We start from the raw sequence: 16,178 nt of genomic DNA on the forward strand, positions 1-16,178 counted from the left end.
TGAAAGTACCGTCGGGCTGAACCAGCGCGGAACCGAGCGGCGTATTGTCGCTGGCGTAGATGGTCACGCTAGTACCGGCTTCGGCGGTCCCGGTGACCGTGACGCCATCATCGGAAACATCAAGATTACCGGCAGGCTGCGGCGGAGTGGTGTCGGGTGCGGTAACAGAGGCTGGCGTGCTCTCCTGGTTTGCCGGATCGGTGACAATTGCGGTCACAATCTGACCGTTGGTCTGCGGCGTGCTCAGGGTAACGGTGAACGTACCATCATCCTGAACCACTGCGCTACCCAGCGGTGCGCTGTCGCTGCCGTAGATGGTCACGGTGGCGCCTGCTTCGGCTGTACCGGTGACCGTGAGGCCATCATCGGAAACATCCAGGTTACCGGCTGGCAGTGGCGCGGTGGTGTCGGGTGCGGTAACAGAGGCTGGTGTGCTCTCCAGGTTCGCCGGATCGGTGACCACAGCGGTTAAGGTCTCGCCGTTGGTCTGCGGCGTGTCGAGGTCGACACTGAAATTCCCCTGATCGTCCGTAGTGCCCTGACCCAGCGGATTGCCATCGGGATCGCGAATGGTGACGGTGCTGCCCGGTTCGGCAGTGCCGGTGACGGTGGCGCCGTCATCGGAAACGTCAAGATTACCGGCTGGCTGCGGTGGAGTGATGTCCGGCGCGGTGGCGTTACCTGAAGCGCCTGGATTTCCCGCCTTATCGATGGCAACCGCGGTCAATACTTCGCCATTCATAAAGGCCGGGGAGAGCGGGAATGTGAATTTCCCATCGCTGCCTGCGGTCACGGTACCAAGCGTAGCTCCGTCACTGTTAGCGATCGTCACGGTACTCCCGGGTTCAGCGCTACCGGTCAGGGCGCTACCGTCCGGAGAAACCTGTAGATCGCCAGGTGCGTCTGGGGCAGTGATATCAACCGTTATCGAAAACGTCTCTGCATCGCCGCTTGTGCCGTTCGCCGTGGTTTGGGTTGCGGTGTAGGTATGCTGTCCCTCTATAACATTATTGAGTGGAAGCGACCATGTGCCATTAACCGCGGTTACGCTGCCGATCTCGACGCCATTTTCATAAACTTTTATTACGGCTCCTGATTCGGCGGTACCGGTAAGCGTTGGTGTTGTATCGTTAGTAAACTGACCGTCGGTTAACGTCACGGCGGTGGATTCAGTATCGTCAATGATGCCCGTGATGTCCGGGGCATCCGGAAAACCCGAGTCAGAGCCGAAAAATGGCGTGTTCGGGCCACTGTTGCCTGCTGCGTCGGTAATGGTGGCAACGAGTTGCTCACTGTTGGTCTGGGCAGAGGTGAGGCGAACAGTAAATGTTCCGCTCTCATCAACTGTGAAGGTTGCGAGCGTATTTTGTTGATTGTCGAGCAGGGTAACCGTACTGCCAGCTTCCGCCGTACCGGACACGAAAAGCCCGTCTTCAGAAATGGTTAATCCCGATACCGCAGCGGGGGGGACCGTATCTACAACGAAGCTGAATTCGCCAGACACGATGCTGGTATTGCCCGCCTTGTCCGTTGCGGTAACCGTCAGTTCATGTTCGCCATCGGCGAGCGAAGACGGTGGTTTGAAGCTCCAGTTGCCCGAGGCGTCTACAGTTGTTGTACCGAGAACCTGACCATTGTCATAAACGGTAATAACGGCCCCAACTTCGCCAGTACCGGAGAGCACAGGCTGGTTGTCGTTTGTGGTTTGGCCATTTTGAATGGCGCCGGTGATGCCAGCAACGGCATCCAGCGCGCTGGTGATCAGTGGCGATGCGGGCGGGGTGGTATCAACACTTCCCGGTGGAGGGTTGGTGGTGCCTCCGCCGCCATTGTCTGTGCCACCCCCGCCAGTATCGGTACCGCCGCCCGGGTTACCGCTGCCATTGTCGTCGTCATCGTCCCCACCACCGCCGCCCGATGCGGCGATTGCCGCGATCCCGCCAGCAGCGACTACGCCGCCGAGTACCCAGGGCCAAATAGCGGCGCCTTCATTTGCGCCGCCTGCGGTGATTAACAGCTCATCGATGGATGAGATCTGCTCAAACTGCAGTCCTGCTTCCGGGTTCTCTACCCACCACAAGGCTCCGTTGTCGTCTTCCAGCACCAGCTGGCTCGCGCCCTGATCGTTAGTGACGTAGAAATTTTTAATGGTCACCTTTTCACCGGAATGAAAAGTAATGACCAAATCCTGATTAACGCGAGCAAGCTGGCTGATTTCTTCACGTTGCGCGCTTAACTTCACCATGGAAGGGGTATTAAGTGTGACTTCAGAGGCTTCGACATTGGTGGAAACGCCCGTCAACTTGGATACAACGGCGAGAAGACGCATATATTCACTCCTGATAGCTTGCGCAGTGCGTTATTTTTTAAAATCACCCATCAGGAAAATACGCAGACGAGCGCCCTCGTTCATCGTTATGATGAATTCTCGCGGATGATTTCTGTTTACTGGTCGTTCGGATGGCGGCTTGTTGTGTGCTGAATAACCTTTTGTTTTTATGTACTGGTACTTTCGTATTAGATGATATAGCCAGAAAGATCTCTTTCTGCAACTTAAGTAATATTAACGATTTGCTTAGGTTCACTAAAATATATTCTCCGGGTCGGACTTTACTGGATGGAAAACGGTTAAAGCAAAGCGGCATGACAATTTATGTAATTGTAATATAAGGTTTTAAAGGGAGGGTTGTTGTGCAAGGGGAAGTCATTACAAGCATAAACTGTAATGTTATTCAGGCGATTAAGAAGAAGAAAAAATATTTATTTGAAGTATTGGGTTCTTCGGCTATGCAATAACTGTAAATATATCTAAAGATATATTCTTGTTATTTTAACGATTCAGCAAATATATTTATACGATCAGGGAGAATATATTTTTGTGATTTCAGGGAGTCATTAAAGGTGACCAGCCTAAAATGTCGGGCTGGTCACATTCTGCAGGCGTTAGCGCCCGGCATTTTTCATAATGCGGGCTTTATCAAGCTGCCATTCGCGCTCTTTCACATCTGAACGCTTATCGTGCTGTTTCTTACCTTTCGCCACGCCGATTTTGACTTTGCACCAGGCATTTTTCCAGTACAAAGAGAGCGCGACCACGGTATACCCTTCGCGGTTAACGCGGCCATACAGCGAGTCGAGTTCGCGCTGATTAAGCAGCAGCTTACGGGTGCGGGTAGGATCGCAAACCACGTGGGTCGATGCGACAGCCATTGGCGTAAAGTTGGCGCCAAACAGGTACGCTTCGCCGTCGCGTAACAAGACATAGCTGTCGCCGATGTTAGCTTTACCGGCACGCAGGGATTTCACTTCCCATCCTTGCAGGGCGAGTCCCGCTTCGAATTCTTCTTCGATGAAGTATTCATGTCGCGCACGTTTGTTAAGCGCGATGGTGGCTGAGCCAGGTTTGTGTGCTTTTTTCTTCGTCATAGTGCCGCTCAGTATAGGTAAACTGGAATCGAAAAACACCCCATTTCGTCCTCAGGGGGTGAAGGGATTATCTTAGCATGAACCGGGTTGTACCCTGTTGCGGGATAGCGTTTTTTTTACCGTAGGATAAATGCTATTATTTGTTCGATTTTTGTTGATGGAAATAGCTATGCCGCAGATTAGTCGAACCGCGTTAGTCCCTTACAGTGCGGAACAGATGTATCAGTTAGTGAATGACGTACAGTCCTATCCCCAGTTTTTACCGGGTTGCACCGGCAGCCGCGTTCTGGAGTCCACGCCGGGGCAGATGACGGCTGCAGTTGATGTCTCCAAAGCAGGGATCAGTAAAACGTTTACCACGCGCAATCAGTTAACCCGTAACCAGAGCATTCTGATGAATCTGGTCGACGGTCCGTTTAAGAAACTGATTGGCGGCTGGAAATTTACCCCACTGAGTCAGGAAGCCTGCCGGGTAGAATTTCATCTCGACTTTGAGTTTACCAATAAGCTCATTGAGCTGGCGTTTGGTCGTATCTTTAAAGAGTTAGCCGCCAATATGGTGCAGGCATTCACTGTGCGCGCAAAAGAGGTTTACAGTGCCAGCTAAGATTGTTGTCGAGGTGGCTTATGCGTTACCGGAAAAACAGTATCTGCAGCGCGTCACGCTGCATGACGGGGCGACGGTGGAAGACGCCATTCGCGCTTCCGGTCTGCTCGAGCTACGCACCGATATTGATCTTGCGAAAAACAAAGTGGGTATATACAGCCGCCCGGTGAAGTTGAGCGATACGCTGCAGGAGGGTGATCGGGTTGAAATTTATCGCCCTCTGATTGCCGACCCGAAAGAGTTGCGCAGACAGCGGGCGGAGAAGTCTGCCAATAAGTAGGCTATATACGGCGGGGCGCGATACTTTCAGTCGGCAAACGCTGCAAGTGACAAAAAAGGTGCTCATTGAGCACCTTTTAACATTTAGATTTACGTTCTCAAGCCTGGTTTAGGGGTTTTTGGTCAATGCCGGCTTGTTATCAATGTTGGTCAACACGCCGCTGCTGTTAAAGGTCAGCGTTAGCGTTTGTTGCGTTACGCCTTCATGTCCCGGCTGTTGGCGGAACACGTAGAACCAGGTATTTGTGCCAAACGGATCGGACATCATTGGCGTTCCCAGCGCATAGGCAACCTGTTGCTGAGTCATGCCGACGCGCACTTTCGATACGTCGTTAGCGGTCAGGTAGTTCCCCTGGTTGATATCAGGGCGGTAAACCACTCGCTCCAGAGTGGAACAGCCTGCGGTCAACATCAATAATACTGCTGCGGCAGCAGTCAGCGTTTTACAGCGCATAGTGATTTGATTCCTTTTCGGGCCCGAGCAGTACGTGGCTCATATGTAATATGCCGATGATAATAGACCTTTCACCACTTTAAAACCTTTTGCTTACGGGTCCGTCGGCGTTTTTGTTGTCTACTCTGACCGTTAAGGGGCCAAAAAGTTTATGCCGCCAGCAGTTCTTTCGCGTTTGCGAGGGTATTGCGGGTCACTTCGCTACCACCCAACAGTCGCGCCAGTTCCTGCAGGCGCGCGCGTTTGTCCAGCGGCTGCATATGGGTTTCGGTCATTTCACCGTCAGTATCTTTGCTGACATAGAAATGCTGATGACCACAGCCGGCCACCTGTGGAAGGTGCGTCACGCACATCACCTGGGTGGATTCTCCCAACTGGCGCAGGAGCTTGCCGACGACGGCGGCGGTTGGTCCGCTGATCCCGACATCCACTTCATCAAAAATCAGCGCCGGGGTTTCCATCTTACGGGCGGTGATCACCTGGATCGCCAGCGCGATACGCGACAGTTCGCCGCCGGAAGCGACTTTGGCTATAGGCTGCATGGGCTGCCCGGGGTTCGTCGTGACCCTGAACTCCACGCGATCCGCGCCGTCAAGGCTCAGATGATGTTCGTCAAAATTCACGGCAATAGTGAACTGGCCATGCGGCATAGAGAGTGAGTGCATACTCTCGGTAATCAACGCGCTTAGCTCCTGTGCATAGTGCAAACGCTGTTGATGTAGCGCCTTCGCGGACTCAAGCGCCTGCTGATGATGCTTGTTAACGGCCAGCGTCAGCGTTTCCAGCGAGTCAGCCTGATCGTCAAGCTGCTGCTGTTCTTCCAGCAGAGACTGATAATACTGCGGCAGCGCCTCCGGACTGACGTGATGCTTACGCGCCAGCGAGATTTGTTTTGAAATACGCTGTTCAAGTTCAAACAGGCGATTAGGATCTAAATCCAGACGATCGCAGTAATGGCGTAGCTCGTCGCTGGCCTCGGTTAACTGAATGGTCGCTTCTTCCAGCATATCCAGCACGCCGGAAAGTTTGCTGTCCATGCTGACCAGTTCGCCGACCAGTTGTTTCGCGGTATACAGCTGGCTTTGCAGGTTAACATCATCGCCATCCGCCAGCAGCGCCAGCGCATTCTGGCTGGTAGAGAGAAGCTGGCCGCTGTTGGCCAGCCGTTTGTACTCTTCATCAATTTGCTCAAATTCACCCGCCTGCGGGTTAAATTCGTTAAGCTCTTTGAGTTGATATTGCAACAGCTCGGCGCGCGCGGCGCGTTCCTGGCTCTGCTGTTGATGATGCGCCAGATCGCGGCAGCTTTGATGCCACAACTGGTAGCGCGAAGCCATGTCCTGCACCAACTGGGATTCATTGGCATAGCCGTCGAGCAGCGATTTCTGATGCTCAGGTTTGATCAGCAACTGATGGGCATGCTGGCCGTGAATCTGAATTAACAATTGGCCCAGCTCGCGAAGCTGAGAGAGGGGAACGGCAGTGCCATTGATAAAGCCGCGGGAGCGTCCGTCGCTGCTAATGACGCGGCGAAGTAAACACTCACGTCCGTCTTCGAGCTGGTTGGCCTCCAGCCAACGCAGGGCGGCAGGCGTATCTTTCAGAGAAAAGCGAGCGCAGAGGTCGGCACGTGCGGCGCCGGCTCGCACCATGTCGGCGTCAGCCCGGCCTCCGAGACACAGGCCGAGTGCATCAATCGCAATGGATTTACCCGCCCCGGTTTCCCCGGTAATGACGGTCATTCCGCTCTGGAAATCGATCTCAAGTTCACGAACGATTGCAAAATTGCTGATGGTCAGTTGTGCCAACATAGCCGTTTTCCTGTATGAAAAACCATAACTGTAATTACATACAGTATAAACAGGTTTTTTATCCAGTAAAGAGGCTGACGTGAAATTAAAATAATTTTTTTGACCAACCCAGCTTGGTGCTTAACGTATTGAAATAGCTATAATCTTTTGGGTGTATTAAGTTCAGGTGATAGTCGCAACGCCGAATCAGCACATCTTCGCCTTCCTGGATAGGCAGGGCGATCTGGCTATCACAGCTAATCTCAAGGTCGTTACGACGATGAGAAAAACGCAGCCGAATGGTACTGCTGCTGTTAATCACCAGCGGACGAGCCGAAAGGGTGTGCGGGAACATCGGCACCAGAGTGATCGCATCTAAAGAGGGGGTCAGAATCGGGCCGCCTGCCGAAAGCGAGTAGGCGGTAGAACCGGTTGGGGTCGAGATGATTAGCCCGTCTGAACGCTGTGAAAAGGCGAAGTTCTCGTCAATATAGACTTCAAACTCAATCATGTGCGCGACTTTACCGGGGTGCAGCACCACTTCGTTGATCGCCGTGCTGATGCGCTTCTGGCAATCCTGCTGGCAGACCTGCGCTTCCAGCAAAAAACGCTGTTCCGCAATGTAATGGCCTTCCAGCACGTCGGCGAGCTGCTGCTGGGCGTTGTCAGGATCGAGATCCGTTAAAAACCCGAGATTGCCGCGGTTAATGCCAATCACTTTGATGTCATAACGCGCGAGGGTGCGCGCCGCGCCGAGCATGTTGCCGTCACCGCCAACCACTACCGCCAGATCCGCCTGCTGACCAATTTCGGCCAGGGTGCCGGTTTTAACGTTTTTCAACTGCAGCTCGTGCGCGATTTGCTGCTCAACAATGACTTCATAGCCCTTCGTGCATAACCATCGATAGAGCATTTCATGTGTTGTCAGAGCAGTGGGGTGACGTGGATGTCCCACTATGCCAATACACTTGAAATGATTATTCATTTTTCGAGGTCCTTGTAACGAAGATTGATGACAATGTGAGTGCTTCCCTTGAAACCCTGAATCCGATCCCCATAATAAGCGAAGTTAGCGAGATGAATGCGAAAAAAACGCGGAGAAATTCATGAGTAGTAAAGAACAGAAAACGCCTGAGGGGCAAGCCCCGGAAGAAATTATCATGGAACAGCACGAAGAAGTTGAGGCGGTTGAATCAGACGCTTCTGCTGAGCAGGTGGATCCGCGCGATGAAAAAATTGCGAATCTGGAAGCGCAGCTTGCTGAGGCCCAGACGCGTGAACGCGACAGTCTGTTGCGCATGAAAGCGGAAATGGAAAACCTGCGTCGCCGCACCGAGCTGGACGTTGAGAAGGCGCACAAGTTCGCGCTGGAAAAATTCGTCAACGAGCTGCTGCCGGTGATCGACAGCCTGGATCGTGCGCTGGAAGTGGCTGATAAAGCTAACCCGGACATGGCGGCGATGATCGAAGGCATTGAACTGACGCTCAAATCCATGCTGGATGTGGTGCGCAAGTTTGGTGTTGAAGTGATTGCCGAGACCAACGTCGCGCTGGACCCGAACGTGCATCAGGCCATTGCGATGGTCGAGTCGGAAGAGGTCGCGCCGGGCAACGTGCTGGGTATTATGCAGAAAGGTTATACGCTGAACGGTCGTACGATTCGTGCGGCAATGGTCACGGTAGCGAAAGCCAAAGCGTAATGCGTGATCTGTAGCGCCGGGTAGCGGCTTGCGGCTTACCCGGCCTATCTATCCTGCGTCTTATTCCGCCACGCTCTCCCGCAGGGGCTTCACCGGCACCACTTTGACCTGCTTAATCATATTCTCCTGAACGTCGAGAATATCGATATCATACTGACCGATGCGCACCCGGGTGCCGGCGATCGGGATCTCTTCCAGCGCTTCCAGAATCACGCCATTTACTGTCCGCGCGTCATCTTCCGGCAGATGCCAGTTAAAGGCTTTGTTGATTTCACGCACGTTGGCGCTGCCGTCAATGATAACCGAGCCGTCATTCTGCGGTGTGACCTCTTCGGCCAGCGTTGGCGACATGGAGGTCGTAAAGTCACCGACGATCTCCTCAAGAATGTCCTCCACCGTCACCAACCCCTGAATATCGCCATACTCGTTGACCACCAGACCGACTTTCTTTTTGTTGCGCTGAAATTTAATCAGTTGGGTACTCAGCGGTGTGCCTTCCGGGACGTAGTAAATCTCATCGGCGGCGCGCAGCATGGTTTCTTTAGTGAACTCTTTTTTCTCAGACATCAGCCGCCAGGCTTCGCGCACCCGCAGCATGCTGATGGTGTCGTCCAGCGAATCGCGATACAGCACGATGCGTCCGTGCGGCGAGTGCGACAGTTGACGCACAATCGATTTCCAGTCGTCGTTGATGTCAATACCGATAATTTCATTACGCGGGACCATGATGTCATCGACAGTCATTTTTTCCAGGTCGAGCACCGACAACAGCATATCCTGGTTGCGACGAGAAATTTGCGAGCGGGATTCATTCACAATGGTGCGCAGTTCGTCTTTGCTCAGCGAGCCGCTGACCACGATATCGGTTTTAATGCCCATCAGACGCATCAGCAACCGGGTAATGGTGTTCAGTAACCAGACCAGCGGCATCATTAATACTTGCAAGGGCGCAAGCAGGAAGCTGCTCGGATAAGCCACTTTTTCCGGATAGAGCGCGGCGATCGTTTTTGGCAGCACTTCGGCAAACACCAGAACGACAAAAGTCAGCACGCCGGTGGCAATCGCCACGCCCGCATCGCCATACAACCGCATACCGACAATGGTCCCGAGGGCGGAGGCGAGAATATTGACCAGGTTGTTGCCGATAAGCACCAGGCTAATCAGGCGATCCGGCTTACGCAGCAGTTTTTCCACCCGCTTTGCCGCCCGGTTTCCCTGCTTGGCCATGTGGCGCAGCCGGTAACGGTTAAGGGTCATCATTCCGGTTTCAGAACCGGAAAAATAGGCTGAGATGACCACCATGATGAGTAACGTGATGATCAGCGTGGTGGTTGAGATGTGTTCCAGGGGAGACTCCTTTTAGGGCTTAACTTACGACCTGCTGCAAAATCCGGCTGCCGAAATAGGCCAGCGTCAGAATGCCTGCGCCTGCGACGTTAAACCACACCACGCGGCGGCCGCGCCAGCCCTCATGATAATGTCCCCATAACAAAACAATATAGACAAACCACGCCACAATAGAGAGAACGGCTTTGTCGATGTTTTCCATGCTGAACAGGTTGTGCATGTAAAACAGGCCGGTACACAGCGTGAGCGTCAACAACACCACGCCGATTTGCGTGATATGAAACATTTTGCGCTCAATGCTCATCAGCGGCGGCATTTCGTTACTGAACGCCAGCTTTTTGTTTTTCAACTGGTAGTCGATCCAGGCCAGCTGCAGCGCGTAAAGAGCGGCGATGATGAGCGTCGCGTAGGAAAACAGCGACAGCCCGATATGGATCATCATGCCCGGAGTGGCTTCAAGATGCGTTATGTATTCGTTTGGCATAAAGGTCGCGAAAGCCAGATTGATGAGCGCGAAAGCGTACACGATCGGCAGCAACAGCCAGCCGCGGTTGCGTGAGGCGACAATCGTCATCACCGTACAGATCATCAGGCTCACCAGCGACCCGACGTTAAGCAGGCTCAGATTTTGTCCGCCTTCACCTGCGGGAAGGATACGGGCTTCCAGCGCAAAAGCGTGGCACACCAGCGCGACGACCGCAGAAAGAATAGCCATACGCCGCCAGCCGCTGTTTTTTTGCAGCAGAGCGGGAACGATCAGCGCGAGGCTGACGGAATAGGCGACAAGGGCGAGCAAAGCAAAAACGGGCATAGTGATGTCGACAATTAGCCAGTGAGAAAGAGAAGCAGTATAACGTTACGTGACCGCTGCTCCAACCGTTGCATAACAACAAAGGCGGCTTCATGTTATACTGCGACAAAATTCTGTTCCTGTGTCGCATGAGCGACCAACCGTTTCCACCCCAGGCGAGAGACAATGTTTGATAATTTAACCGATCGTTTGTCGCGCACGCTGCGCAATATCAGTGGCCGTGGACGCCTTACTGAAGACAACGTTAAAGAGACGCTGCGCGAAGTGCGCATGGCGCTGCTGGAGGCTGACGTTGCGCTGCCGGTAGTGCGTGAGTTTATCAATCGCGTAAAAGAGAAAGCGGTTGGCCACGAAGTCAACAAGAGCCTGACGCCGGGGCAAGAGTTCGTCAAAATTGTTCGTAACGAACTCGTCGCGGCGATGGGCGAAGAAAACCAGTCCCTGAACCTGGCCGCGCAGCCGCCCGCCGTGGTGTTGATGGCGGGGTTGCAGGGGGCGGGTAAAACCACCAGCGTCGGCAAACTGGGTAAATTCCTGCGTGAAAAGCACAAAAAGAAAGTGCTGGTCGTTTCTGCGGACGTGTATCGTCCGGCGGCGATCAAACAGCTGGAAACGCTGGCCGAGCAGGTTGGCGTGGATTTCTTCCCGTCTGACGTCGGCCAGAAGCCCGTCGATATCGTTAACGGCGCGCTGAAGGAAGCGAAGCTGAAGTTCTACGACGTGCTGCTGGTGGATACCGCTGGTCGTCTGCACGTTGACGAAGCGATGATGGACGAAATCAAGCAGGTTCACGCCTCTATCAATCCGGTAGAGACCCTGTTTGTGGTCGACGCCATGACCGGTCAGGATGCGGCGAACACCGCGAAGGCGTTTAACGAAGCGCTGCCGCTGACCGGCGTGGTGCTGACTAAAGTCGATGGCGATGCCCGTGGCGGCGCCGCGCTCTCTATTCGTCATATCACCGGTAAGCCGATCAAGTTCCTCGGCGTGGGCGAGAAAACCGACGCGCTGGAGCCTTTCCACCCGGATCGTATTGCTTCACGTATTCTCGGTATGGGCGATGTGCTGTCGCTGATCGAAGATATCGAAAGCAAAGTTGACCGCGCGCAGGCCGAGAAGCTGGCTACCAAGCTGAAAAAAGGCGACGGTTTCGATCTCACCGACTTCCTTGAGCAGTTGCGCCAGATGAAAAATATGGGCGGCATGGCGAGCCTGATGGGCAAGCTGCCGGGCATGGGCCAGATTCCCGATAACGTTAAATCGCAGATGGATGACAAAGTGCTGGTGCGCATGGAGGCGATCATCAACTCGATGACGTTGAAAGAGCGCGCGAAGCCGGAAATCATTAAAGGCTCCCGCAAACGCCGTATCGCAGCCGGCTGCGGCATGCAGGTGCAGGACGTTAACCGCCTGTTGAAACAGTTCGACGACATGCAGCGCATGATGAAGAAGATGAAGAAGGGCGGGATGGCGAAGATGATGAGAAGTATGAAGGGCATGATGCCGCCAGGCTTCCCTGGCCGCTGATCTTTTCCGGCCTGGCTCATTTGCCATTTCGGCGCCGGGGTGTGCTCGCCATCCTCACGTACTGCGTGTACGCTCCGGTGGCTGCGCGCACGCCGGCACCGAACTGGCTGCACCGCCGACGGCCTTTTGCAGCAGAGTGATTAACTGCTGATTGCAATTTCCCCAGAAATCAGTAAAATTTTCGGGCTTTTAATATGACGCCGGGCTCCGTTCCTCGATGGGGCCCGGTTGTTTTATTCACACAAGAGGATGTTATGGTAACTATTCGTTTAGCACGTCACGGCGCTAAAAAGCGTCCGTTCTACCAGGTTGTTGTTACTGACAGCCGTAACGCACGTAACGGTCGCTTCATTGAGCGCGTAGGTTTCTTCAACCCAATCGCCAGCGAAAAAGAAGAAGGCACTCGCCTGGATCTGGATCGCATCGCTCACTGGGTTGGCCAGGGCGCGACCATTTCCGATCGCGTAGCAGCGCTGATCAAAGCAGCAAACAAAGCAGCTTAATCTGTCACGGTGGTCATGATGAGCAAACAACTCACCGCGCAAGCGCCCGCAGACCCTATTGTTTTAGGGAAAATGGGGTCGTCTTACGGTATTCGTGGGTGGCTCAGAGTGTTTTCCTCCACTGAAGACGCTGAAAGCATTTTTGACTATCAGCCCTGGTTTATCCAGAAGGCGGGTCAGTGGCAGCAAGTCCAGCTGGAAAGCTGGAAGCACCACAATCAGGATTTGATCATCAAGCTGAAAGGCGTTGACGATCGCGATGCGGCGAACCTGCTGACCAATTGTGAAATTGTCGTGGATTCTTCGCAATTGCCTGCGCTGGAAGACGGTGACTATTACTGGAAAGACCTGATGGGCTGCCAGGTAGTGACCACCGAAGGCTACGATCTCGGTAAAGTCGTCGATATGATGGAAACCGGATCGAATGACGTCATCGTCATTAAGGCAAACCTGAAAGATGCGTTTGGTATCAAGGAACGCCTCGTGCCGTTCCTCGATGGGCAGGTTATCAAGAAAGTCGATCTCACTACGCGTACTATCGAAGTAGATTGGGATCCTGGTTTTTAAACCACCGGATAAGCGGTAAATGACGGCGTGATGGGGATTGGCTGTGTTTATAGGTATCGTTAGCCTGTTTCCAGAAATGTTTCGTGCAATTACCGATTACGGGGTAACTGGCCGGGCTGTAAAAAATGGCCTGCTGAACATCCAGAGCTGGAGTCCGCGTGACTTCACGCACGACCGGCACCGTACCGTGGACGATCGTCCTTACGGCGGCGGACCGGGGATGTTAATGATGGTGCAACCTTTGCGGGATGCCATTCATGCAGCAAAAAGCGCGGCGGGTGAAGGCGCTAAGGTGATATATCTGTCACCTCAGGGACGCAAGCTTGATCAAGCGGGCGTCAGCGAACTGGCAACGAATCAAAAACTGATTCTGGTGTGTGGTCGCTACGAAGGCATAGACGAGCGCGTGATCCAAACCGAAATTGACGAAGAGTGGTCAATCGGCGATTACGTTCTCAGCGGTGGAGAGCTACCAGCGATGGTACTGATTGACTCCGTATCCCGGTTCATTCCGGGAGTTCTGGGTCATGAGGCATCGGCAACGGAAGATTCCTTTGCGGATGGATTGCTGGACTGCCCGCACTATACCCGGCCTGAAGTGTTAGAAGAGATGGAAGTACCGGCAGTATTGCTGTCAGGAAACCATGCTGAGATACGTCGCTGGCGTCTGAAGCAGTCGCTGGGCCGCACCTGGCTTAGAAGACCTGAACTTCTGGAAAACCTGGCTCTGACTGAAGAGCAAGCAAGGTTGCTGGCGGAGTTCAAAAAAGAGCACGCACAGGCAACATAAACATGATGGGATGGCATAAGCCCCCCTAATATCAGTTTACCCAGGATAAGAGATTAAATTATGAGCAACATTATTAAGCAACTTGAACAAGAGCAGATGAAGCAGGACGTGCCTTCCTTCCGTCCGGGTGACACCGTGGAAGTGAAAGTATGGGTTGTTGAAGGTTCCAAAAAACGTCTGCAGGCATTCGAGGGCGTGGTTATCGCTATTCGTAACCGCGGTCTGCACTCTGCATTCACTGTTCGTAAAATTTCCAACGGCGAAGGCGTTGAGCGTGTCTTCCAGACTCACTCTCCGGTTGTTGACAGCATCACTGTCAAACGTCGTGGTGCCGTTCGTAAAGCTAAACTGTACTACCTGCGTGAGCGTACTGGTAAGGCTGCTCGTATCAAAGAGCGTCTTAACTAAGATATCGCTCAGGCGACATCCTGTTAGAAGGGGCTGGCCAGATGGCTGGCCCTTTTTTTATCCCCGAAAGCTCGTAGCGTTAACCATTAATTCATAAATCATTTACAATACCTGCCGTGTCTTGCGGGAGGGATCGTGGTTATCGGGCAATTTCGTCAGCCAGGTGTTCAGCGCAACGCGGCATGGCTCGCGCTGTTTGCGATCCTGCTGATAATCATCTCGCCGCCGATCTCCATCGCGCTGCAAAAAGATCCGATGCGCGCTATGCCGGGCATGCACCATGAAATGGACATGACGGCGGACCACGCGCCGCATCATGATGTTTCGTCTTTCACCCCGCTTACTGTCGATCACGGTGAAGCGTGCGGTTACTGTGTGCTACTGGCGCATGTGCCGGGCCTGCTCCTGGCGCGGGTGATGCTGCCCGGTGGCCTGTTGCTCAGGCAGATGAACCGGCCATCACGCCCAGCGGTAAACCACTGGCACTTTTTCCCCTGGCTGTATCCTGATACTCGCGCGCCTCCGTACTGCTCTACTGCTTCCTGACCCTGAAAAATAAGATTGTGCGCGCAAGCGTCACGACACCTTTTTGCTTTTTCTGAGGAAAAGTATGACAACCTGCACACCGCGCGCGGCATGGCTTACCCTGCTGCGGCGTCTCCATTTCTACATTGGTTTGTTCGTTGGGCCTTTTATCTTTATTGCCGCGCTGACCGGCACGCTTTATGTCGCGACGCCACAGCTGGAAGCGTCGCTCTACGCGCAGGCGCTTACAGGGACTGCGCAAGGTCAGCCGCAGTCGCTGGCGGCGCAAATTGACGCCGCTCAACGGTTCGCCGGAAATGCGCAACCCCTGCACGCCGTTCGTCCCGGACTCGAGCCGGGGAGGACGACACGGGTCATGTTTGCGGATCCGCGGCTTGCCGCCTCGGAGCATCGGGCTATTTTTATCGATCCCGTTACCCTGGCGATAAAAGGGGATATGACGGTTTATGGCACCAGCGGGATTTTACCGCTGCGTCAGTGGATAGATTACGCCCATCGATCGTTGCTGCTGGGGGAGGTTGGACGTATTTACAGTGAGCTGGCCGCCTCATGGATGTGGGTAGCGGCACTGGGTGGGGCAATGCTCTGGTATTTCACACGGCCAAAGCGTCGCCTGAACAATCCGCGTCAGAAATACCGTCGTCTGCACGTTTCGTTCGGATGGCTGCTGTTGGCTGGAATGCTGCTTTTTTCTGCCACTGGCCTGACGTGGTCGCAATGGGCGGGCGGTAACGTGGATCGGATACGTACGGCGTTTGGCTGGCTGACGCCGCAGGTGAATACGCAGCTTCACGGGCACAGTCCGGCGCAGAATGAACATGCGGGACACCATGGCGCGATGAGCATGTCCGCCGGGCCTGTCGATATCCGCTTGTTTGATCCTGTGCTGCAGGCGGCGCAGGCGGCGGGAATTGACGCCAGCGAAGTGGAAATTCGTCCGGCGAAAGACACGCAGCATGGCTGGACGGTCAGCGAAATCGATCGTCGCTGGCCCACCCAGGTCGATGCCGTTTCCGTCAACCCGACCACATTGCAGATTATCGACAGTATCGACTTCACGCAGTTTCCTCTGATGGCAAAACTGACCCGCTGGGGCGTGGATTTTCATATGGGCATTCTGTTTGGCCTGCCTAATCAACTGCTGCTGATAGGCTTTGGCGTGGGGCTTTGTGTGATGATTGCGCTGGGCTACCGGATGTGGTGGATACGTCGCCCTGCGCGCCCTGCGGTCAGTCCGGCGCAAACGTTGCTGGAAAGCTGGCTAATGCTGAACGGCGGAGGACGCGTCGGGTCAGTGTTGCTGGCGGTTACGTTGGGCATGGCGATGCCGGTTCTGGGGCTAAGTTTGATGCTGTTTATGCTGGTCGACTGGCTACGCTGGTATAGCGCCTCGCGCAGGGTTCTGGCGCAGCCAGCCGACTAA

The 16,178-nt window shown here is 54.1% G+C and carries 16 protein-coding genes and 1 pseudogene; 10 read left to right on the top strand and 7 right to left on the bottom strand.

Annotated elements, in window-relative coordinates; translation table 11 throughout:
- On the bottom strand, positions 1 to 2,329 hold a 2,329-nt coding region (locus tag OGY07_RS13305), incomplete at its 3' end, for an Ig-like domain-containing protein (RefSeq protein ID WP_286601114.1).
- 614 nt (positions 2,330 to 2,943) lie between these two features.
- Positions 2,944 to 3,426: an SsrA-binding protein SmpB gene (smpB, locus tag OGY07_RS13310; protein ID WP_042289030.1), complete on the bottom strand. Its 483-nt coding sequence runs from the start codon at positions 3,424 to 3,426 to the stop codon at positions 2,944 to 2,946.
- Positions 3,427 to 3,595: 169 nt separating this feature from the next.
- On the opposite strand from smpB, the gene ratA reads away from it, so the two are divergent.
- Together ratA and OGY07_RS13320 are read left to right on the top strand one after the other, a co-directional pair.
- Positions 3,596 to 4,033 carry a type II toxin-antitoxin system toxin RatA gene (gene ratA / locus OGY07_RS13315; protein ID WP_042288300.1) on the top strand — a complete coding sequence of 146 codons (438 nt, stop codon included), beginning with the start codon at positions 3,596 to 3,598 and terminating at the stop codon, positions 4,031 to 4,033.
- Positions 4,023 to 4,313, top strand: coding sequence for an RnfH family protein (locus OGY07_RS13320; RefSeq protein ID WP_042288298.1), 291 nt, complete (start codon positions 4,023 to 4,025; stop codon positions 4,311 to 4,313). The genes ratA and OGY07_RS13320 overlap by 11 nt, the downstream gene beginning before the upstream one ends.
- Before the next feature lie 108 nt (positions 4,314 to 4,421).
- Here the strand turns inward: OGY07_RS13320 and bamE are convergent, their stop codons facing one another.
- The 3 genes from bamE to nadK all read right to left on the bottom strand — a co-directional run bounded on the left by bamE (position 4,422) and on the right by nadK (position 7,541).
- Positions 4,422 to 4,766: an outer membrane protein assembly factor BamE gene (bamE, locus tag OGY07_RS13325; RefSeq protein WP_042288296.1), complete on the bottom strand. Its 345-nt coding sequence runs from the start codon at positions 4,764 to 4,766 to the stop codon at positions 4,422 to 4,424.
- Positions 4,767 to 4,915: 149 nt separating this feature from the next.
- Positions 4,916 to 6,577 (bottom strand): DNA repair protein RecN, encoded by a 1,662-nt coding sequence (recN, locus tag OGY07_RS13330; protein ID WP_199957849.1) that lies wholly within the window; start codon positions 6,575 to 6,577, stop codon positions 4,916 to 4,918.
- 85 nt (positions 6,578 to 6,662) lie between these two features.
- Positions 6,663 to 7,541, bottom strand: a complete 879-nt coding sequence (nadK, locus tag OGY07_RS13335; protein WP_042288294.1) for an NAD(+) kinase — start codon at positions 7,539 to 7,541, stop codon at positions 6,663 to 6,665.
- A 121-nt stretch (positions 7,542 to 7,662) separates the two neighbouring features.
- Here nadK and grpE point away from each other — a divergent pair, with 121 nt between their 5' ends.
- Positions 7,663 to 8,256: a nucleotide exchange factor GrpE gene (grpE, locus tag OGY07_RS13340; RefSeq protein ID WP_042288292.1), complete on the top strand. Its 594-nt coding sequence runs from the start codon at positions 7,663 to 7,665 to the stop codon at positions 8,254 to 8,256.
- Between the two features lie 60 nt (positions 8,257 to 8,316).
- Here the strand turns inward: grpE and OGY07_RS13345 are convergent, their stop codons facing one another.
- Together OGY07_RS13345 and OGY07_RS13350 are read right to left on the bottom strand one after the other, a co-directional pair.
- Complete coding sequence (locus OGY07_RS13345) at positions 8,317 to 9,603, bottom strand: HlyC/CorC family transporter (RefSeq protein ID WP_131729031.1); 1,287 nt, start codon at positions 9,601 to 9,603, stop codon at positions 8,317 to 8,319.
- A gap of 19 nt (positions 9,604 to 9,622) precedes the next feature.
- A complete protein-coding gene (locus tag OGY07_RS13350; protein WP_042288288.1) occupies positions 9,623 to 10,414 on the bottom strand; it encodes a cytochrome C assembly family protein in 792 nt (263 codons plus the stop codon).
- A 165-nt stretch (positions 10,415 to 10,579) separates the two neighbouring features.
- On the opposite strand from OGY07_RS13350, the gene ffh reads away from it, so the two are divergent.
- The 7 genes and pseudogenes from ffh (at position 10,580) to OGY07_RS13385 (ending at position 16,178) form a co-directional block, all read left to right on the top strand.
- Positions 10,580 to 11,941, top strand: a complete 1,362-nt coding sequence (gene ffh / locus OGY07_RS13355) for a signal recognition particle protein (RefSeq protein ID WP_042288286.1) — start codon at positions 10,580 to 10,582, stop codon at positions 11,939 to 11,941.
- Positions 11,942 to 12,195: 254 nt separating this feature from the next.
- Positions 12,196 to 12,444, top strand: a complete 249-nt coding sequence (rpsP, locus tag OGY07_RS13360) for a 30S ribosomal protein S16 (RefSeq protein ID WP_012134698.1) — start codon at positions 12,196 to 12,198, stop codon at positions 12,442 to 12,444.
- A gap of 18 nt (positions 12,445 to 12,462) precedes the next feature.
- The gene (rimM, locus tag OGY07_RS13365; protein ID WP_042288279.1) at positions 12,463 to 13,011 is read left to right on the top strand and encodes a ribosome maturation factor RimM; all 549 of its coding nucleotides are present in this window, start codon (positions 12,463 to 12,465) and stop codon (positions 13,009 to 13,011) included.
- Between the two features lie 43 nt (positions 13,012 to 13,054).
- Positions 13,055 to 13,820 (top strand): annotated as a pseudogene (gene trmD / locus OGY07_RS13370) (tRNA (guanosine(37)-N1)-methyltransferase TrmD).
- Positions 13,821 to 13,861: 41 nt separating this feature from the next.
- A complete protein-coding gene (rplS, locus tag OGY07_RS13375; protein ID WP_000065254.1) occupies positions 13,862 to 14,209 on the top strand; it encodes a 50S ribosomal protein L19 in 348 nt (115 codons plus the stop codon).
- Between the two features lie 141 nt (positions 14,210 to 14,350).
- Positions 14,351 to 14,755, top strand: a complete 405-nt coding sequence (locus tag OGY07_RS13380; protein WP_286601149.1) for a DUF2946 domain-containing protein — start codon at positions 14,351 to 14,353, stop codon at positions 14,753 to 14,755.
- A 64-nt stretch (positions 14,756 to 14,819) separates the two neighbouring features.
- A complete protein-coding gene (locus OGY07_RS13385; protein ID WP_286601121.1) occupies positions 14,820 to 16,178 on the top strand; it encodes a PepSY-associated TM helix domain-containing protein in 1,359 nt (452 codons plus the stop codon).

The sequence above is a fragment of the Citrobacter sp. Cs237 genome, assembly GCF_030332325.1.
Taxonomy (GTDB): Bacteria; Pseudomonadota; Gammaproteobacteria; order Enterobacterales; family Enterobacteriaceae; genus Citrobacter_A; species Citrobacter_A sedlakii.